Genomic DNA, 18,793 nt, shown 5'->3' with positions numbered 1-18,793 from the left:
GGAGCCGCCTGGGGCCTTTTGCGGCCTGAAAAACCTAAAAAGATAAAACGGAGAAAAGGAAAAGTCATGAAGACACATACAACCCTGAAAACACTGGTCATGGGTAGTTCGGCTCTGGCTCTGAGCCTTTCCGCTTCTGGCGCGTTTGCCGCCCAGTGCGAGACTGTACGATTTTCCGATGTCGGCTGGACCGATATTACCGCCACCACCGCAGTCGCCAGCGAAGTGCTGAAAGGTCTGGGTTATCAAACCAACACCCAGCTGCTGTCTGTACCGGTCACCTACTCCTCCATGGCGAACCAAGACATTGATGTGTTCCTGGGGAACTGGATGCCGACCATGGAAGCGGATATCGCCAAATATCGTGCGAACGGCACAGTCGAAACCGTGCGTGCCAATCTGGAAGGGGCGAAATATACCCTGGCGGTGCCGAAATACGTTTACGACGCCGGGGTGCACAGCTTTGCTGATCTGGCGAAATTTGAAGACAAGTTCCGCGGCCGCATCTACGGCATTGAACCGGGCAACGACGGCAACCGCCTGATCCAGAAAATGATCGATGACAACGCGTTCGGCCTGGAAGATTTCCGCCTGGTGGAATCGAGCGAAGCGGGCATGGTGTCGCAGGTCAAGCGTGCCGTGAATCGCGAGCAGTGGATCGCGTTCCTGGGCTGGGCGCCGCACCCGATGAACAGCAACTTTGAGCTGGTCTATCTCGATGGCGGTGACGACTACTTCGGTCCGAACTACGGCGGTGCCAACGTTTATACCAACGTGCGTCAGGACTACCTGGAGACGTGTCCGAATGTCGGCCAGTTGTTGAAAAATCTTGAATTCACTCTGGAAATGGAAAACCAGCTGATGGGTGACATCCTCAATGACAACGTCAAGCCGAACAAGGCGGCGAAAGCCTGGTTGAAAGCCAACCCGCAAGCGCTGGAAAAATGGCTGGATAAGGTCAAAACCCGTGATGGCGGTGATGCCACTGCTGCGGTCACGCGCTACCTGAAAAGCTAAGCACTGAAATCAGCCCTGACATTGCGGCCGCGCAACTCTGTATGACCGCAAGGGCAGGGCGATGAAAATAACGAAGACTAGAAAGTAATAACAGACCCTGAATAAGGAGTGACCGTGGACTTTATCACTGAGCATAAGATCCCGTTAGGCGATTGGATGGCAACCTTTGTCGATTGGCTGACCTACAACGCCGCTGGATTTTTTGACTCTCTCTCATATAGCCTGGAAACCATCATCATGCTGCTGGTGGACCTGTTTAAATGGTTTCCGCCGGCAGTGCCAATCGCGATGACCGCCGCACTGGCCTGGTTTCTGCACCGTAGCCTGCCGCTGGTCGGTTTCGTGGTGGCGGCACTACTGCTGATCATGAACCTGGGTTACTGGCCGGAAATGCTGGAGACCTTTGTGTTGGTGCTGACTGCCACCACGATCTCCGTGTTGGTCGGGGTTCCGGTCGGCATTGCAGCGGCGCACAAGCCGTGGCTTTACACGATCATGCGACCGATCCTGGATCTGATGCAGACGATCCCGACCTTTGTTTACCTGATCCCAACCCTGGTGCTGTTCGGCCTGGGCGTGGTCCCGGGGCTCATCTCTACCATTATTTTTGCCATTGCCGCACCGATCCGCCTGACCTATCTCGGGATCAGTCGTGTTCCGGAAGAGCTGGTCGAAGCGGGTAAGGCCTTCGGGGCCAACCGGTGGAAGCTGCTGTTCAAAGTGGAGCTGCCGGCGGCAATGCCAAACATTATGGCAGGGATCACCCAGTGCATCATGCTTTCGCTGTCGATGGTGGTGATTTCGGCGCTGGTCGGTGCCGACGGGCTGGGGAAACCGGTGATCCGCGCACTGAACACCGTCAACATCTCGCAGGGCTTCGAAGCGGGCCTGGCGATTGTTCTGGTCGCGATTATTTTGGACCGCCTGTGTAAAACCCCGAGCCAGAGTAAAGAGGGATAATCATGACTGCCATTCGAATTCAAAACCTGGATGTGATTTTTGGTCAGCACAGTGCCAAGTCGCTGGCGTTGCTCGACGAGGGCAAAAGCCGTCAGGAAATCATTGAGGCTACCGGCGATGTCGTCGGGGTGGATAATGTCAGCATGGAGATCCAGGAAGGCGAGATTTGCGTGCTGATGGGGCTGTCCGGCTCCGGGAAGTCAAGCCTGCTGCGGACCATCAACGGTCTGAACCAGGTGAGCCGCGGTGCGCTGGAAGTCAAAGACGGCGATCAGGTGATCGATCTGGCGACTTGTGATGCGACCCAGTTGCGTCATCTGCGCACGGAACGCATTTCCATGGTGTTCCAGAAATTCGCCCTGATGCCCTGGCTGACCGTGCTCGATAATGCCGCCTTCGGCCTGGAAATGCAGGGGATTGGCAAAGCCGAGCGTCGACGCCGCGCGATGGAGAAACTGGAGATGGTTGGTCTGGCCGAGTGGCAGGACAAGTATCCGCATGAATTGTCCGGCGGGATGCAGCAGCGTGTCGGCCTGGCTCGCGCCTTTACCATGGACAGCGACATCCTGCTGATGGATGAGCCGTTCTCGGCGCTCGATCCGCTGATCCGCAGCCAGCTGCAGGATGAGCTGCTGGTACTGCAACGCAAGCTGAACAAGACCATTGTGTTTGTCAGCCACGATCTGGATGAAGCACTGAAAATCGGCAACAACATTGCCATCATGGAATCAGGCAAACTGATCCAGCACGGCAAGCCGGAAGAGATTGTGCTGAAACCAAACACCCAGTACGTTCAGGATTTCGTCGCTCATACCAATCCACTGAATGTGCTGCGTGGCCGCTCGCTGATGACCGACGCCGGGGCACTGGAAAAACTGGATGACATGTTGGTGCTGAACCGGAACGACAAGACCTGTGTCAGCACCTCGGCTGAAGGCGAAGTGCTGGCGGTGACCCGTCAGGACGAAGCTCTGAGCCTGCAGCAGTGGCAGGAAGGGGATAACCTTGATGCGCTGGAGGCAAATCAGGTGGTGATGACCACGCCGGATATCTCGATGCGCGACGCGCTGGAAATCCGCTACCGCACCGGCCAACCGATCCTGCTGGGTACCCAGAAACGTCTCGAAGGTGTGCTGTCGGACAACGACTTCTACCATGCTTTGCTCGGAAAACACTTCTCAGCCGAGCTGGCGTAACGCGCGATAGAATCTCATCCATTGAAACAAACGGCGGCCTTCGGGTCGCCGTTTTTGTTTGAGGTGGCTTCACCTGTACGCAGCCACGTGCCTATTCAAACCGTGTGGCCGTAAAACTCTCTCGAGCTTCGACGCTTTCCATCCAATCTGCCAAAGCCGGGAAATCCGAGCGCCAGGGGATTTCGCTCAGGCGGAAGTCGAGGTAGGCCAGCGCCACGCCAATCGCCACATTACAGATCGGGATGCCGGGTCGGGTGAGACGCTGTTCATTATCTAAGTGATGCTGTTGCGCCGTGAAATGGTGGTCAATTGCTGCTAACAGGCGGTGTATAGCCTGTATGCGACGCTTGCCGAGTTCATGCTGATCGGCGCGGTTGCCGCCATGTTTGCGGGCAATCACCGTTTGAAAGGCGGCATCCATGAGTGCCTGACCGTATCCGAGTAAGGTCAGGGACTGTGGATGAGAGGGTAACTGAGACAAAAGCTGCGGTCCGTTCGGTGCCTGTTGATCCAGATAAAACAGAATATTGAGCGTTTCCGTGATGGGCTCACCGGTATCGGTCACCAGCACCGGAATCTTGGCTGCCGGGTTAACGGCGAGCAGTGCTTCGGGGGATTGCCAGGGATCAACCCAAACCAGCTCAAGCTGTTGAACGAGTTGCTTTTCAATGGCTGCGATACGAACCGCTCTGGCGTAGGGCGAGGTAGCATTGAGATAAAGTTTCATTGGTCTTCCATCGTCTGTGGGGTGGTTGGTCTGGTGGACTGCCGTTTGGTGGATCGCCGTTTGGTGAATGGTTGAGTAGGTTGCAGCTGGGCGTTGCCGGGATTTGCAAGGTCTTGCTTTTCAAGGTTCTGAATCGCAGGGTTCTGATTCGCAAGGTCAGGCTTGGTTGCGTCATGGGGTACGGTAGAAACATGGCGGCTGAATCCGATCGCCAGCATACCGATGGCCATGAATCCTGCCGCGAGCGGAAACAGGGGCGCGTAGCTGCCGGCTTGATCATAAAAAGCAGACATTGCCATCCCGGAAACCGCCTGAACGACGGCAAACCCGGCGGTCGCCAGCCCCCACACGTGTTTGTGCCGCTGAATCCCGACAATCTCGGCCAGGTATCCGGAAGTGAGCGAGACGATCCCCGGGATCATGGCCCCGACCAGAAAAGATGACAGGGAGAGCCACAGCAGGGAATGACTGGCGACGGGAATGACAATCGCCAGAGTTTTGAGCAGATAGGCGCTGATTAATGCCCGTTGCCAGCCGCCGAATTTGACCAAACGGCCCGCGATCACCGGACCCAGCATCGCGCCGCTCCCCAGAATTGCCCATTGCATTAATGCTGCGTCGCGGCCGATGGTCAGCTCGCGGGTCAGGTAATCAACCCAGAATATCGTGTGCGGAATAAAGCCCGCGGCATCAAAGCCGTAGGCGATCACAATCAGCCAGACCGCTGACGGCAGCGAAGATCGTGACGGAGCCGTATCCGTGGTGTGTGGCACGGTGTGTGCCGGGAGTCGGTTCAGGCCCAGTCCGCCGAGGGCGGCAGCGCATAGCGACAGGCCGCCAAGGGCCAGCCAGGTGATCGACAGGCCAAGGGATAACAGATAGGGCATCAGGCTGGCAGAGAGCAAAATCCCCAGACCGATGCCCATGAAAATCATCGTTGCGATGATCGGCCGGTTGCGGGCGTCGGTATATTGCAATGCAAGCGAAGGGCCGACCACCATCAGAATGGCCCCGGCCATGCCGGCGACAAAGCGCCAGAAGGCGAACCAGCCAAACGCTGCCGGGCTGGCACAAAGCAGAAAGCTGGCTGCGACCAGTCCCATCGCGATGAGAATCGTACGCTTGGCTCCCAGCCATTCTGACAATTGATGGGCAGTGAAGGCCCCGATCAGGTAGCCGATCAAATTGGCAGCGCCAAGATAGCTGGCCAGCGCTGGTATGAACCAGCCCTGCTCGGACAGGGCCGGGATCAGGGGCGTATAGGCAAACCGCGACAGGCCAATGCCGAGGATGGTGGCATTCAGGCCGACGCATAACGCGCTGGCAGCTGTGCTGTCAATTCTTTGATTCATAAGCGCGTCCTTTGCTCAAGCGCGGGTTTGTGGTGTGAAAGGGCACTCCCGGGCAATTGCCCCCATCTTTGCATGGTAACTGGATATCAAAAAATGATTTGTAATGATTATAAAAATCACTTTTTGAGATATATTGAACGATATGTCTGGTGCAGGGAGCCCCGAAATGCAGCTAAAATCATTGAACATGTTGGTGACTGTGGCGAAGAGCGGCAGTTTTGTCGCCGCAGCTGAGCAGTTGCACACCGTGCAATCAAACGTGACGGCGCATGTGAAGAAGCTGGAAGATGAACTCGGCGTGCAGCTTCTGCTTCGCAAGAAAAGTCGCGCTGTACTGACACCCGCCGGACGGGAGCTGATGGGGTACGCTGAGCAGATGCTTCGGCTCCATGATGAGGCTTGCCAGATGTTTCAGCAGGATCATCCTCACACCGGCGTGTTGCGTATTGGCGCGATGGAAACCACCATGGCGCTGCGTTTACCGCCGGTTTTGGCGCAGTTCCACGCCGAATACCCACAGATCGATTTACAACTCCAAACCGGACCCACGGCTCAGCTCTCGCAGCAACTGCTGGAGGGGGCGCTCGATTGCGTGTTTGTCGCCGGAGGGATCACCCATCCTGAGTTTGTATCAACGCCGGTGTTTACTGAGCATCTGGTGCTGGTGTCGGCCCGACCGCTTCAGGAGCTGCCGAGTTACACCGAGTTGCTTGGTGCAACCTTCGTCGCGTTCCGGCAGGGATGCAGTTACCGCCATCGTATCGAGCTGTTTCTGGCCGCAAATGACATTGCCGCGGCGAGAGTGGTTGAATTCGGCACGCTGGAGGCGATTCTGGGCTGTGTCGTCGCCGGGATGGGTTACGCCTTGTTGCCTGAAGCCACCGTTCAGGCATACCAGAGTCGTTATCCCATTCATTATCATCCGCTCCCACAAGGCTTGGGTCTGGTCGAAACTCACTTCGTGACACCGAAACCCCCGGCCTGGAGTCCGGCCTTGTCCCACTTTGTCCGGACGCTGGAAGACGTGCATGGCGAATGTGCGGCCTGAGTTGAATCGATGCCGGACCCGCGGTGTAAAATAAACAAGTCATTTTTTCGATCAAAGGCAGGGGTATGATTGTTATTACAGGTGCAAGCAGCGGTTTGGGGGCTGCCCTGGCGCAGCGCTACAGCTGTGAGGGCAAACGGTTATTGCTGACAGGGCGCAATCATCAGCGTCTGTCTCAGGTTGCTGCGAATTTGTCGGGAAATATCGAAGCGAAAGTCGCCGATCTTGGTGATCCAACTGCGGTGTCGGCGATGTTTGACGATCTGGATCCGATCCCAGAGATGGTGATCCACTGCGCAGGCAGCGGCCATTTCGGCCCGATTGAACAGCAAGATCCGCAAGCGATCAGCGATCTGCTCGACAATAACGTCAAATCGACGATCTACCTGCTGCAGGAACTGGTGAAGCGCTATCGTGAGTATCCGGTGAAAGTGGTGGTCGTCATGTCGACCGCTGCGCAAGTCGCCAAAGCCGGGGAATCTACCTATTGTGCGGCCAAGTGGGCGGTGCGCGGGCTGGTCGAGTCGGTGCGTCTGGAGCTCAAAGGCAGTCCGATGAAGCTGATTGCGGTCTATCCGGGCGGCATGGCAACGGATTTCTGGGCTACCAGCGGCAAAGCCATCGATACTTCGGGCTTTATGACGGCCGAGGAAGCGGCGCACATGCTCAAGCAGGCACTGATCGCCACCGAGCACGGTTTTGTGTCTGACATTACTCTTAACCGAAACTAATCGGTATTCTTTCCGAAGTGTCACAAAGGTCAGTCAGTTGCTGGCCTTTGTGGTGTTTGAAGCATCGTTTAACGGCGGTGCGGATGTCGGTGCGGATGTCGGTGCGGATGTCCGTGCGGGCGATGGCTCGGGGATTCTTCGCGGGAAAATCGCGCCCTGAACTCGCGTGGTGTCAGTCCCATGATCTTCAGAAATGCTTTACGACAGGCGCCGGGATCTTCATAACCGACCTGATGGGCAATCCACTCGAACGGATGTTGCGAGCCTTCCAATAATTCACAGGCTTTCTGGATCCGAAGTCGCTGTAAATATTGATTGGGGTTACAGCCGGTTGCTTTGTGGAACCGCCGTTGCAGGGTACGTTCGGTCAGGTTGGCTTGTGCTGCCAGATCGGAAATGGCAAGCGGGGTGGCATAGTCATGGTTCATCCATTGCTGAACCGTCACAATGGCCTGATCGCCGTGCAGCAGAGCCGGGATGAAACGCTGATAAAACCGTTGTTCGCGCCGCGCGGTATCGATAACCAGTACCTTGCCGAGCTGGTGCATCACGCTGGACGAGGTGTATTGCGTGACCAGCTCCAGTCCGAGATCCAGCCAGGACATCAATCCGCCGGCGGTGATGATATCGCCATGATCGATCAGGATGTCATTGGTATTGAGCGCAATCTGCGGAAACTGCTGGTGGAATGGTTCGGCCAGTCCCCAATGGGTGGTCATGGCACGGGTGCCGACTACCGTGGTCGCGGCCAGAATAAAGGCACCGGCACAGGCTGAGGCGAGTCGGGTGCCCTGATCGTATTGAGCTTTGAGCCAGTCGGTGAGCTGTGGTGGCGGGTTGAGGTAATCTTGTTGCTGCACGCTCGGTGGCAGGATGATCACTGCAAATGGCTCCGAGATTGCATCATGTTCACGACAGATGACAGGTTCAAATTTAACCGGGATCTGCTGCTCCCGGCAAATTCGGCTGGCCAGTACAAACATCTCTTCTAACCCGTAGACGGCAGATTTCAGTGCATTGGCATAGTGGCAAATGCCGATACGAATCGTTTCCATGGGAGCTCCAAGATTGTCGCTTTTGGCCTGTATTGTGTCATTTTAGACACTGCCGGGCAGACCGCAAGTGCGAAATAATCATCACCAGTACAGAACAACCCCTGATCGACAAGGAGAAAAACGATGTCTCAGAAAGCACTGTTGGTGATTGATTTACAAAATGACTACTTTCCGGAGGGCCAGTATCCGCTCTGGAATACCGCGCAAATCCTCACCAATATCCAGGCTGTGATTGCCAAAGCGCACGCTGTGAAAATGCCGGTGATTTTGATCCAGCATGTGGCCGATCCGGCGAAAGGCAGGGCGCCCTTTTTCAATGCAGATAGTCATGGCGTTGAAATTCATCCGGAGGTTCAGGCGGGTTTGCCGAATAGCACCGTGGTGGTGAAAAGATTTGCGGATAGTTTCGAGCAAACCCAGCTGGCAGAAATCCTGGCAAAGCATCAGGTCGAGGAGCTACTCATTTGCGGCATGATGACCCAAAACTGCGTCACTCATACAGCAATATCTAAAGCTGCGGAATCCTATAAAGTTGCAGTGATTGAGGATTGCTGTACCACCGTCGATGAAATGGTTCACAAGATCGCCCTCAACGCGTTGTCGGTTCGGGTGCCGCTGATCAACAGTCGGCAGGTGCTCTGATTTCGCCGGTGGCGGGTGTACGCTCAATATCAATTTAGAGTGAGAACGTAGATGGCCGAGTCGCTGAGTGATCGCCGACTCGGCTGTTTTGTATGTGGTAGAAGCTACCGTTTGAATGACTGGGTTCGGGATGTAAGGATTTCTTTTGTGATTCAGTGATCTAACGAATTGAAAACACATCAATTTAGCGGCTATAGTGTGTGGAAAAATTAGTGTGCAGTATGCGTCTGGATGCAACTGACGCTTTAGATGCAGTAATATCATTTCAGGAGAAAGTTTTTCAATGCTGTCAAGATTGATTCAATTATTATTGTTGCTTACTACTTTACAGGTCAGCGCTGGCGTAAAGCCTGTCTACTTTGCACACGATTCGGAGAAAGCGACAGAGGCAACAGCTTCGTTTATCAGGACTCTTTTTATAGAAAATCACCCCAAACTGGCCTATGAAAAAACTCATGATAATTTCAAAAAGGCTATATCTTATCCAGCATTTTTAGCTTTATCTGAATCCGTGGATAAAAGTAACGAAGTGTACGAAATAACTCATACTCGTATGATTTATGGTGCAGATATTATTGAAGTCTATTGTAAACAAGAGAGCGAAGGAAATGATACACTATATTTCTTATTTACCATGACAGGTTCCACACCCAATGGATATAAATTGAGTGGTGTTAGGTATGCATCCCGGCCAGTCATACCTGTTGAACTATCAAACCCAGTGATTATTTATTGATATAATGCATATGAGCCTACTCGATGTAAATAGGTAAAATGAATCTGTTTACCAAGAGATAATTTTCTGGCGGATCGAATACTGGCAAAATTTGATAATTTTTTTGAACGCGATATTGTTTTATGGTTCTTCACCTTGTCCTGATGTTTCCTACTGTAGATACTGTGCTCCAGAAATGTCATAGGTAGATGCCATCATTTCACAAAAAATGATGAAGTGTGACAAATTCTGATGATTGGTAGAACCATGTCTTCGTTATAAATAGAGGAATCATGAAGATAATATTGTTATTGGCTATGTTGATTATGAGTGGTTGTTCGAGTTTACCAGTATCCAAAAGTGTTCCAAAACTTAAGGTTGAATACGTGGAAGGTGTATCTGAAACGACTGGTGAAATAAAGGTGGGGATTGTTAGAAATAATACTTTCCTATCAGCTGGTATTCACTATTGGCCCGTATATGGAAGGCAGGCAATTGCAGGGATATTAATTGGAGATTACATTGAATTTTATCTCTCTAAGAAAGGAAGATCATTTGGTGTCGCTTGTCATGGTGGTTGGAGTAGTTCATGGAAAATAAGAAACTATGAAATAAATAATGAAACACCAAATGAAATTTATTTCTTGATATCACCCTCCGTAACAGAAGGTGATCAGTGCGTAGATATGGAAAAAATTGATAAGGAAGAGTTTTTAGGTTGGAAGGCAAGCTCTAAGAGAGTAAATGTAGGTGAAGTTTCAATGAGGTAATTTTTCATACAACGCGTTCGAGGTGGATTATCAACAGTTATTGTTAACATTCCCATCTCAACAATTGATAATTAACCTTGGTAGTAAACCTCCCCAAAAGGGGGAGGCAGCAGTGACGCATCGAAACTTCCAAACAAAACATAATCAGCGATCCGCTTCAACCCTAAACGCAAGCTCCCGCGCTAAAGCGGTCGCATCAAATCCCGGGGGGAACCGGCCGCGAAAAACGCCCTCCGGGTCAATGATGGAAAATTTGATGGAATGCGCAACGCTGTAATCTTCATCATCCGGTGAGACTTCAAACCGGATGCCGAGGCTGTCGGCAAATGCTGTCAGTTGCGCTTCACTGCCCGTGACGCCGAGGATGGACGGATCAAAGTAGCGCACATACTGGCTGAGGTCAGTTACCGAATCCCGGCCGGGATCAACCGAGACAAACACAAAGGCTATGTCCGGGTTGGTCGGTGTGTCAGCCAGGCTGGCGACGAGTCTGGCTAGCTGCGCCAGACTCGTCGGACAGATATCAGGGCAGTGCAAAAAGCCAAACAAAACAATGGTCCAATGCCCGGTGAGTGACTGGCGGGTAAACGTACCCGCCTCAGATGCCAGGCTGAAGTTCGCCACCGGGCGAGGGTTATCAAGCCATTCGATCGTTTGTTGCTTGCTGGGTTCGGGGGGGACCACAGACACGGCGATATTCAAGGTGAGCCCCATGGCCATTCCCAGGCAGAGCAGCAGGGCTGTGAGCATGGATTTACGCATGGGCTTGCCCTTTATCGCAGGTATAAACCAGCCAGAGTCCTAACAGTGCCGGTAAGGTCACGCCGCCAAAATCAATCACCAGGAACTCAGGCCCGCAGATCCCCACCCATACTTCCCAGAAGTGGAACATCGCGTGGCTGGCCAACCAGGCCGTTGGTATTCCCCACAGCACCCGGCGATGTTGGGTGTACATTGCCCCCCAAATGAAGGCCACCCCGATCAGCATGTAAATCATGCCGATATCGCGTAGAAAATGCTGGTTGAACGGCCCTCGATCCGGCACCCCCGGCACCAGCCAGTACCAGGTTTCGGGGTCGATTATCATAAAGACGCCATTTCCCAGCGCTGCCAACCCAAGCAGTAATGCGATGCCGATGTTGAGTTTGTTAACCATGTTCAGCCTCCCGGTCTGGCGCTGAATCCTGGTTCGGCGCGAATGCGGATTCGCTGACCAGAATGCGACTGCAGGCTTTCCCGTATCCCAGGGCATATTTCAGGGCCGGATAAACCCGATAAGCGCTGATGGCAAAACCAAGTGTGATCAGTCCTTGATTGCCCCATAAATCGCGGACTTCTTCCCGCAAGTCATCTGCCTCGGGATTGTGCGCCAACACCAGCTCAGTAAATTGCACCACCAAGGCGATCTCTTTTGGCAGTTTGTCCAAGTCTTGATCAATAATCGCCTGCACGATGTCGGGGCTGACTTTGGCTTCCAATGCCATATCTACGACAAGCTGGGTGCATGGCCCGCAATCTTCCGACAAAATGGCGCGGATTCTGGCGGCATACAGCGGCCCCGCGGGGACATTTCCTGAATGGGATGCCATGGTCTGAAATCCCATAAACTTCAGAAACGCGCCCAGATCGGTTGCCAGGATATCCTGCTGATACCGGACGTCGTAGTCGTACCGGTTTTTGAGGGCCAGCAGCATTTTGTTGAATGTATATCGAATCATGTTGGGTTCCTTATTGATATTGAGAAGTCAATTTTTCTATTCCCGTTTTTTCCTGCGCCAATACCGGCTTGAGCACCAGGAAACAGCTCGACAGGAATGTCAGGGCGCAGGCGTAGAGCATCACGGTGAAGTTCCCGTGATCCAGCAAGCTGGACGCGAGCAGTGGCCCGGATGCCAGACCGACCGAAGACACAACGGCGGCGATAGTTGAAAGTCGCCCGCTACGGTCCATTTCAGCCGTGACGGCTAACAAATAGGATTGAACTGCGGGCCAGGAGAAGAACAGCAAGGCCATCGCAGTCACGTACAGCAGTGGCGTCAGTGGTGACATGCTGAGCAATAGCGCAGAGATAACCGACAGCACCCCACCGGCAATCACCCAATACAAACGGCCGAAACGCTTGCCGCTGATAACCGGCAACATCGCACCCAGCAATCCCAATAATCCGGTTGCGGCGATAGACAGACTCACATGGTCAGCATCAATGCCGGCTCCGAGGCCAATGAGTCCGACATACGCCCAAACCGCACTGGCGGCAATCTGATAGACCGTAATAGCCAGCATCAACAGCAGCGAGTTGCTACACCATTCGGGCAATGGCATCGACGATTCGGCGGACTTGTCGTCCCGGGGAAGAGACGGCAGAAATGGCATCATGGCCAAGCTGAGCACGACAAAGCCAGCCATGACTCCAAAGACCGCATAGGCGTTCAGCAGCGCCTCGAGCGCCGGCAGTCCGTAAATCACCAAAGATCCGATACTGAACTGGATCAAGAGCAGGGTACCAAAGGCGCGATCCGGGTTGTTCAACCGGGCCAGTACGGAAAAACCGATCCCGACACAGAGTCCGCCAAACGTTCCGGCCAGAAACCGCCAGCCAAGCATCACACCATAGTGATCCACCCACAGGGTGCCGATATCAATCACCGCCAGCAGGGCCAGAAACAGATACATGGCAGGCTGCCAGTGGATCCGGCGCACCAGGAAAATGGCGATCGTACTGCCCAGCAGTCCGCCATAACCATTGAGCGCGACGACCTGTCCGGCCTGAGCATCACTGAAACCCAGGCCGCCCGCGAGAGCATTGACGACACTGGGTAAATAATTGATATAGGAAAGCCCGGCCATCGCGATGAAGGCCAGGAAAAAATAGGCCAGGGGATGATTGTCAGATAATTTTCTTACACTCATGAATTTCAACATAACGCTTCATTCCGTCACACTGTTTGTCGTTGGTGTTTGCAGTGTATGCATCTGAATACGCGGGAAAAATAGGCCGGATTCCCAAAGAGTCGTGAATACTATTCATGAGTTTTACTGTTATAGTCAGTCAATAGATAAACGAATGGATGAACGGATTCGAGATAGCACATGGATAAATTCAGGTCTTTGGAAATCTTTTTAGCCACATGTGATAGCGGGAGCTTCGCGGCCGCGGCAAGAATGTGTAACACGGATCCGTCGACGGTCAGTAAGGCCATTGGTCGGCTGGAAGCGCAGCTCGGATTGACGTTGTTTCAACGCTCCACCCGACAGTTGCGTATCACCCCGGCGGGGCAACGCTATGCCGATACCGTGCGGAAGATGATTCAGGACCTGACGAGTTGCGAAGAAGAGCTGAAGCATTCGAATGATACGCCCAGCGGGACGTTGCGGATTAATTCCGCCGTTTGCTACGGTCACCTTTATCTGCGTCCGCTGTTGCAGGCATTTAGCCAGCAATACCCGGCCATTAAGCTAGAACTTGAGATCAATGACTTACACGTCGATATTATCGAGAGCAACATTGATGTCGCGCTGCGGACGGGCTTCGTGAAAGACAGTCGTCTGGTGGCAAGGCGTCTTAGCCCGATGGACTTTCTTGTTTGCGCCTCGCCGCAATATCTGGCGGCGCACGGCACACCGCGTTGCGCCGACGATTTTCAAAATCACAACTGGATTGGTTTTCGGGTCAAAGAGACCCAACAGCTCCAGCCGATCTTTTTGCCGGATGAACACGGGGAATACCAGCCCTATGAGCTGGAACGCACGCATATCACCGATGACGGTGAATCAATGGCGTATCTGTGTATGGATGGGCTGGGGTTTGCCCAACTACCACATTTTCTTGCCAAACAGGGTTTGGAAAGTGGCACCTTGGTTTCTCTGTATCCATATTTCAGACCGCCGCGACCTGATAATGGTGTATTTGCCATTTATCCCAAGCGGGAATTTTTACCGGCCAAGGTCAGGGTATTTATTGACTTCATGACCACGGCGTTAGAAGCCATGGAAGAAAGTACCCATCACACCTGGGCAGAAACTTGGGTGCCGTTGGTTGCCTGGGAGGAGCGCCTCACTCGTTAGCCGCCGTGATGCTTGCTAGACTGAAAGTGATAGAATAGTATCACCATGATACCAATCGTAGTAAATAATTGGTCATCCTAGTTTGTTAAAATGCTCGATAACTGCGTTAGAATTTTTGATTGTAGAATAACTACTTATCGAAAAATCCTGCCTTGTTCTCAAGCATTTTTCCTGCGCTATTTCTGATCACTTATTTACTGTGATTGGTATGAGTCTTTCTTTGGAGCCGCAGTTATGAAAGTTGAACTGGTTACATCCCTAAAGCGTCAAGCGACAAAAATCTTGGCAGATCTTCACGACAGTAAAGAACCTGTGCTTATCACTGAGCACGGTAAACCGTCAGCATATTTAGTGGATGTTGAAGACTATGAGTTCATGCAAAATCGCCTCGCGATGTTAGAGGGGATTGCCCGTGGTGAGCGAGCGATCGCAGAGGGCAACGTGACCCCTCATTCTGAAGCCAAGGAAAAAATGTCAAAATGGCTGAAGTAATTTGGACCGATCCAGCTTTATCAGACTTAAATGAAACTGCTGAATACATCGCACTCGATAATCTCGTTGCTGCCAAGTTACTTGTGCAATCCGTTTTTGAAAAAGTTGAGCGATTGGAACTTTTTCCAGAATCAGGGCGTATTCCGCCTGAATTGCAACATTTAAGCTATCGTGAAGTTGTGGTAAGCCCGTGCCGGGTTTTCTATAAACAAGAAGGCGACACAGTCTTTATTTTGCATGTCATGCGTGAAGAGCGAGATCTACGTAAATTCCTGTTAAGCCAGCAATCGTCGTCGTGAGCGATTCACCGAAAATTCGTATGTCGCCTCCCAAAACACAAAGAGCCAACCATCGTGGCGATGGTTGGCTCTTTGCGATTTAACCTGTTACGAGGCTCTCAATTAACGGCGAAAGTTGCGACCACGGGATGAGCGCTCTTTGTGCGCAGACGCCGCTTTGGCTTGTGATTTCAAAATAGAATCCACCGTCAATTCCATGGGCTCTTTGGGCTTGAGGCCGTGCGGGAAGGTGCGCGCACGTGGCGGCAATTCAAACTCTTCGCTGGAGGCACGGGGCATACGTTTAAACCGGTAGAGGTAAAAGTTCTCCAGTTTTTCTCTTGCCCACTCGGTTTTTTTCAAATATTTAACACTGCTGGTAATGGACGGATTGGTATGAAAACAGTTAAACCGCATGGCGGTATCCAGAATTTCCCAACCGTAAAAATCGACCAGCTCCTGCAGTAGTGTTTCTAACTTCAGACCGTGCAGGGGGTTATTTTGTTGTAACTCAATTCTTTCTTCTTCAGTCATCATCATACGTTCCTCAGTTTCTCATCTGCCGACGCTGGTTGGGTTGTGGTTTCCGCACGAGTATTCAATGGCGCGCCGCGGCGGCACAGATGATTGAACCGTGACATGAAAATTGGAGGCCGGGACTATAGCAGAACTTGCCTCTCTTCCCTATGATTATCGCTCCGAATGACAAGGACCTGGACAGGACAAGGATGAGTCGAAAAAGATGCGATCCTTGATACGTCACGACAATACATGAATTTTAAACGCGCAATCCCTTATCTCATCATCGCAACCTGTGTTGCATTGACGTTTGTGCCGGTGCTCTATCCGATCGAGGTTGACCAGCGTGGGCTGGAATTACCTTCGTGCGCGGATGAACCTGTGGTTATCACACCGATCCATTTTTTCGTGTCGGAAGGTGTGCTCAAAGATCGGAGCATGGATGAAGTGCAAGGCGGGCTTCATCACGCCATTGAAAAAAGCAATGAGATCCTGGCCAACTCCTGTGTCCCGATGCGCCGGGCGATGGGGGAGATCCAGACCGTTGATTTTTCAGAACAAGCGATGTGGATGATTGAGCATGTCTATCAGGGATTGGTTCGTCAGGTTGGGAAACCCGCTCTGGAACACCTTCACGCTCAGCCCAACCATTTTTACGGCGTGATGCTGGGCCGAAGCGATCGCTATTTTGATGACTTCTCCGGCGAAGCGGCGGTCGAACTGAACGATCGCATGTTTGTGATTGCCCATGATGCCGATGATGATACGATCGAACATGAACTGGGCCATTTAGCCTGGGCGCAGCACCAGGAACTGACCTGGTTTTCGTATCTGTCGCTTCGGTTGAACCGAACGACTTCGGATGAAAATCAACATCTGTTGAAGCCTTACGCACGCGGTTATAGCTGTTCAGGAGAAGGGACGGTGATGAGTTATAACGACCTGAGATTGCCGGTTTACTCAAGTCCGGACATCTATTATCGGGGCAAAGTTTGCGGGGATGCCAACAAGGCGGATAACGCCCGGATCATGCGGGAATATGCCAGAGCATTGAGACAACAGACCGTGAGCCCACAGGCGCGTCAACACCTGATAAGCGCTAGCCAGGATGGGGATGTTTGACTGGGCGCCAATCAGCAAGTGCGGTCTCCGGCAACAGTTCAGTTGGTGTAAATGGGCATCATTGTTGTCAGAATAACCAGTCATTCACATCTGTGGGCAGAGTTGATGCAAATCAAATACTCGCCAGTTATCATCTTGTTAATAAGAAAATGTGCGCGTCTCGGAATAATAACTTGCATTCATAATGTATGTTAATGGCGTTTCACAACGTGCCATAGGACGTTGCACATGGACTCTCACTGCCGGATAAACCACATGATTAAAAAAATGACGCTGCTGACTTTACTCCTGGGTGGACTGTTAAACACATCGCTGGTACATGCCTTTGAGGATGCTTACGGTAAAGCACTGTCGTGGCAGGGACAATGGAAAGTCGTGAACTACTGGGCGGAGTGGTGTGGACCATGCCGTCGGGAAATTCCGGCGTTTAATCAGTTGTCGGCAGAGCTGGACGGCCAAGTCATGATGGTTGGCGCGAACTTTGACAGCCTTGCCGGGCAGGATTTGATTGAAACGCTGGAACGTCTGGACATCCGGTTTCCGGTGCTGAATGAACCGTCGAAAATCAAGGCCAATCTGCCACAACCGGTTGTCTTGCCGACCACCTATATTGTGAATCCACAAGGCGAGCCTGTGAAGATGCTGGTGGGTGAACAATCCCGGCTAGACATCGAGAAGGCGCTCGCGGCGGCACAGAACGCCACTTAACGCATGACCCCAGCAGCGCCCGCTGCACCTCAATTTGTATCCAATTACTTTATTCATGATGATGAAGGACTTCCGATGAAGCGAATGATCTGCGCTTTGAGCATGCCACTGCTATTTTTGACCGCATGTGCTTCCCAATCCCAACAGGCCCAATCTCAACAAGAACAGCCCTGGCAACCAAGTGTCAATCAACTGGTCAGCCCGGCTGGGGAGAACAGCAGCTTGTCTCGCCTGTTTACCAACAGTGACGGCAAGGTGTACCTGTCCTGGGTGGAAGAGAATGCGGACACGCAAATCAGCCGCTTGCGCTACGCCACGCTTGAGGATGGCCACTGGCGCGAACCGGCCACGATTGCGTCCGGGGATAACTGGTTTGTGAACTGGGCGGACTTCCCCTCCCTGATTGCTGACGGTGATCGCCTTGCCGCGCACTGGCTGCAAAAGCGGGCCGATGGCAAGTATGACTACGATGTCAAAGTGACTTTTTCCGGCGATCATGGTCGTCAGTGGGGAGAGGCGATGACGCCGCACAAAGACGGTGTCAGTGCTGAACATGGTTTTGTCAGCATGTTGCCGCTGTCTGGCCAGCAGACTTTTGTCACCTGGCTTGACGGTCGCTATACCAAAAGCGGACACGGCGAAGGCAGTCATTCTCATGGTCATGGCGGTGGTGCAATGACGCTTCGCGCCGGGATCTTTGACAGCCAAAGCAACACCGTCGATGAATGGGAACTGGATCACCGGGTGTGTGATTGCTGCCAGACCAGTGCGGCGATGACCAGCAAAGGGCCGATTGTGGCCTACCGGGATCGCTCCGAAACTGAGATCCGCGACATTTCCGTGGTGCGCTATGTCGATCAGCAATGGACACAGCCAACCGCGGTCTATGCAGATCACTGGCGAATCGAAGGCTGTCCGGTCAACGGTCCGGCGATCACCGCAGCAGACGAGCAGGTCGCTGTGGCCTGGTTTACCATGAGCGGCAATGTGGCGCAGGTGAAACTGGCGGTTTCAAACGATGCGGGGGCGACTTTTGCTGCGCCGGTGATGATCAGCAAAGGGAATACCATGGGACGGATTGCGATCACTACGCTGGATTCCGGTGACATTGCCGTGGCCTGGATGGATCAGCAAGGGGCAACGGCACAAATTAACGTGGCGAAGTACAGCCCGCAAGGTGTGCTGCTGAATAAGGTGGTCGCTGCAGAGACCCCAGCAGCCCGCTCGACCGGCTTTCCTTCACTGACGGCCGCGGGTGAGAACCTGTATCTGTCGTGGACCCAGGTGGGGGAAAGCAAACAGGTGAAGACGGCCCAGGTGTCGTTGTAGCACCGGCCGAAACAAAACCGGATCAGGAAACGGGCATCGTGCGAAACGATGCCCGTTTTTTTTTGCG

General features: G+C 52.9%; 22 protein-coding genes. 14 read left to right on the top strand and 8 right to left on the bottom strand.

Annotated elements, in window-relative coordinates; all coding sequences use genetic code 11:
• The first annotated feature begins 66 nt into the window (after positions 1-66).
• The 3 genes from VV869_RS05260 (at position 67) to choV (ending at position 3,173) form a co-directional block, all read left to right on the top strand.
• A complete protein-coding gene (locus VV869_RS05260; RefSeq protein ID WP_337733929.1) occupies positions 67-1,017 on the top strand; it encodes a choline ABC transporter substrate-binding protein in 951 nt (316 codons plus the stop codon).
• A gap of 114 nt (positions 1,018-1,131) precedes the next feature.
• On the top strand, positions 1,132-1,977 hold the full coding sequence (gene choW, locus VV869_RS05255) for a choline ABC transporter permease subunit (protein WP_261603548.1): 846 nt from the start codon (positions 1,132-1,134) through the stop codon (positions 1,975-1,977).
• Between the two features lie 2 nt (positions 1,978-1,979).
• The gene (gene choV, locus VV869_RS05250; protein WP_337733928.1) at positions 1,980-3,173 is read left to right on the top strand and encodes a choline ABC transporter ATP-binding protein; all 1,194 of its coding nucleotides are present in this window, start codon (positions 1,980-1,982) and stop codon (positions 3,171-3,173) included.
• Positions 3,174-3,264: 91 nt separating this feature from the next.
• Here choV and VV869_RS05245 read toward each other — a convergent pair whose 3' ends face one another.
• Positions 3,265-3,900, bottom strand: a complete 636-nt coding sequence (locus VV869_RS05245; protein WP_337733927.1) for a glutathione S-transferase family protein — start codon at positions 3,898-3,900, stop codon at positions 3,265-3,267.
• On the bottom strand, positions 3,897-5,252 hold the full coding sequence (locus tag VV869_RS05240) for a YbfB/YjiJ family MFS transporter (RefSeq protein ID WP_337733926.1): 1,356 nt from the start codon (positions 5,250-5,252) through the stop codon (positions 3,897-3,899). The genes VV869_RS05245 and VV869_RS05240 overlap by 4 nt, the downstream gene beginning before the upstream one ends.
• Positions 5,253-5,418: 166 nt before the next feature.
• Here VV869_RS05240 and VV869_RS05235 point away from each other — a divergent pair, with 166 nt between their 5' ends.
• Together VV869_RS05235 and VV869_RS05230 are read left to right on the top strand one after the other, a co-directional pair.
• Positions 5,419-6,300 (top strand): LysR family transcriptional regulator, encoded by an 882-nt coding sequence (locus VV869_RS05235; protein WP_337733925.1) that lies wholly within the window; start codon positions 5,419-5,421, stop codon positions 6,298-6,300.
• 65 nt (positions 6,301-6,365) lie between these two features.
• Complete coding sequence (locus tag VV869_RS05230) at positions 6,366-7,031, top strand: SDR family NAD(P)-dependent oxidoreductase (RefSeq protein WP_337733924.1); 666 nt, start codon at positions 6,366-6,368, stop codon at positions 7,029-7,031.
• A 68-nt stretch (positions 7,032-7,099) separates the two neighbouring features.
• On the opposite strand, the gene VV869_RS05225 is transcribed toward VV869_RS05230, so the two are convergent.
• Positions 7,100-8,086, bottom strand: coding sequence for a GlxA family transcriptional regulator (locus VV869_RS05225; protein WP_337733923.1), 987 nt, complete (start codon positions 8,084-8,086; stop codon positions 7,100-7,102).
• A gap of 123 nt (positions 8,087-8,209) precedes the next feature.
• Between VV869_RS05225 and VV869_RS05220 the strand changes: the two genes are divergently transcribed.
• The 3 genes from VV869_RS05220 to VV869_RS05210 all read left to right on the top strand — a co-directional run bounded on the left by VV869_RS05220 (position 8,210) and on the right by VV869_RS05210 (position 10,213).
• On the top strand, positions 8,210-8,728 hold the full coding sequence (locus tag VV869_RS05220; RefSeq protein ID WP_337733922.1) for a cysteine hydrolase family protein: 519 nt from the start codon (positions 8,210-8,212) through the stop codon (positions 8,726-8,728).
• Between the two features lie 283 nt (positions 8,729-9,011).
• Complete coding sequence (locus VV869_RS05215; RefSeq protein ID WP_337733921.1) at positions 9,012-9,464, top strand: hypothetical protein; 453 nt, start codon at positions 9,012-9,014, stop codon at positions 9,462-9,464.
• A 272-nt stretch (positions 9,465-9,736) separates the two neighbouring features.
• On the top strand, positions 9,737-10,213 hold the full coding sequence (locus tag VV869_RS05210; protein ID WP_337733920.1) for a hypothetical protein: 477 nt from the start codon (positions 9,737-9,739) through the stop codon (positions 10,211-10,213).
• A 144-nt stretch (positions 10,214-10,357) separates the two neighbouring features.
• Here VV869_RS05210 and VV869_RS05205 read toward each other — a convergent pair whose 3' ends face one another.
• The 4 genes from VV869_RS05205 to VV869_RS05190 are packed head-to-tail and all read right to left on the bottom strand — an operon-like array spanning position 10,358 to position 13,123.
• On the bottom strand, positions 10,358-10,975 hold the full coding sequence (locus VV869_RS05205) for an SCO family protein (protein ID WP_337733919.1): 618 nt from the start codon (positions 10,973-10,975) through the stop codon (positions 10,358-10,360).
• Positions 10,968-11,369: a hypothetical protein gene (locus tag VV869_RS05200; protein ID WP_337733918.1), complete on the bottom strand. Its 402-nt coding sequence runs from the start codon at positions 11,367-11,369 to the stop codon at positions 10,968-10,970. The genes VV869_RS05205 and VV869_RS05200 overlap by 8 nt, the downstream gene beginning before the upstream one ends.
• Positions 11,362-11,931, bottom strand: a complete 570-nt coding sequence (locus tag VV869_RS05195) for a hypothetical protein (protein ID WP_337733917.1) — start codon at positions 11,929-11,931, stop codon at positions 11,362-11,364. The genes VV869_RS05200 and VV869_RS05195 overlap by 8 nt, the downstream gene beginning before the upstream one ends.
• 10 nt (positions 11,932-11,941) lie before the next feature.
• Positions 11,942-13,123: an MFS transporter gene (locus tag VV869_RS05190; RefSeq protein WP_337733916.1), complete on the bottom strand. Its 1,182-nt coding sequence runs from the start codon at positions 13,121-13,123 to the stop codon at positions 11,942-11,944.
• A 180-nt stretch (positions 13,124-13,303) separates the two neighbouring features.
• Here VV869_RS05190 and VV869_RS05185 point away from each other — a divergent pair, with 180 nt between their 5' ends.
• The 3 genes from VV869_RS05185 to VV869_RS05175 all read left to right on the top strand — a co-directional run bounded on the left by VV869_RS05185 (position 13,304) and on the right by VV869_RS05175 (position 15,069).
• Positions 13,304-14,278, top strand: coding sequence for a LysR family transcriptional regulator (locus VV869_RS05185; protein WP_337733915.1), 975 nt, complete (start codon positions 13,304-13,306; stop codon positions 14,276-14,278).
• A gap of 234 nt (positions 14,279-14,512) precedes the next feature.
• Positions 14,513-14,770, top strand: coding sequence for a type II toxin-antitoxin system Phd/YefM family antitoxin (locus tag VV869_RS05180; RefSeq protein WP_261603561.1), 258 nt, complete (start codon positions 14,513-14,515; stop codon positions 14,768-14,770).
• Positions 14,758-15,069 (top strand): type II toxin-antitoxin system RelE/ParE family toxin, encoded by a 312-nt coding sequence (locus VV869_RS05175; RefSeq protein WP_337733914.1) that lies wholly within the window; start codon positions 14,758-14,760, stop codon positions 15,067-15,069. The genes VV869_RS05180 and VV869_RS05175 overlap by 13 nt, the downstream gene beginning before the upstream one ends.
• Before the next feature lie 102 nt (positions 15,070-15,171).
• On the opposite strand, the gene VV869_RS05170 is transcribed toward VV869_RS05175, so the two are convergent.
• Positions 15,172-15,582, bottom strand: coding sequence for a VF530 family DNA-binding protein (locus tag VV869_RS05170; protein WP_337734188.1), 411 nt, complete (start codon positions 15,580-15,582; stop codon positions 15,172-15,174).
• Positions 15,583-15,819: 237 nt separating this feature from the next.
• Here VV869_RS05170 and VV869_RS05165 point away from each other — a divergent pair, with 237 nt between their 5' ends.
• From VV869_RS05165 to VV869_RS05155, 3 genes are all read left to right on the top strand, one after another.
• A complete protein-coding gene (locus VV869_RS05165; protein WP_337733913.1) occupies positions 15,820-16,689 on the top strand; it encodes a hypothetical protein in 870 nt (289 codons plus the stop codon).
• 255 nt (positions 16,690-16,944) lie between these two features.
• Positions 16,945-17,397 (top strand): TlpA family protein disulfide reductase, encoded by a 453-nt coding sequence (locus VV869_RS05160; RefSeq protein WP_337733912.1) that lies wholly within the window; start codon positions 16,945-16,947, stop codon positions 17,395-17,397.
• A gap of 75 nt (positions 17,398-17,472) precedes the next feature.
• Entirely contained in the window at positions 17,473-18,726 is a 1,254-nt protein-coding gene (locus VV869_RS05155; protein WP_337733911.1) for a sialidase family protein, read from the top strand.
• The last annotated feature ends 67 nt before the right edge of the window (positions 18,727-18,793 follow it).

Origin of the sequence: Photobacterium sp. MCCC 1A19761 (assembly GCF_037389125.1) — a bacterium.
Classification (GTDB): domain Bacteria; phylum Pseudomonadota; class Gammaproteobacteria; order Enterobacterales; family Vibrionaceae; genus Photobacterium.
The sequence above is the reverse complement of the archived record's forward strand: the minus strand, read 5'-3'. Positions and strand labels throughout refer to the sequence as shown.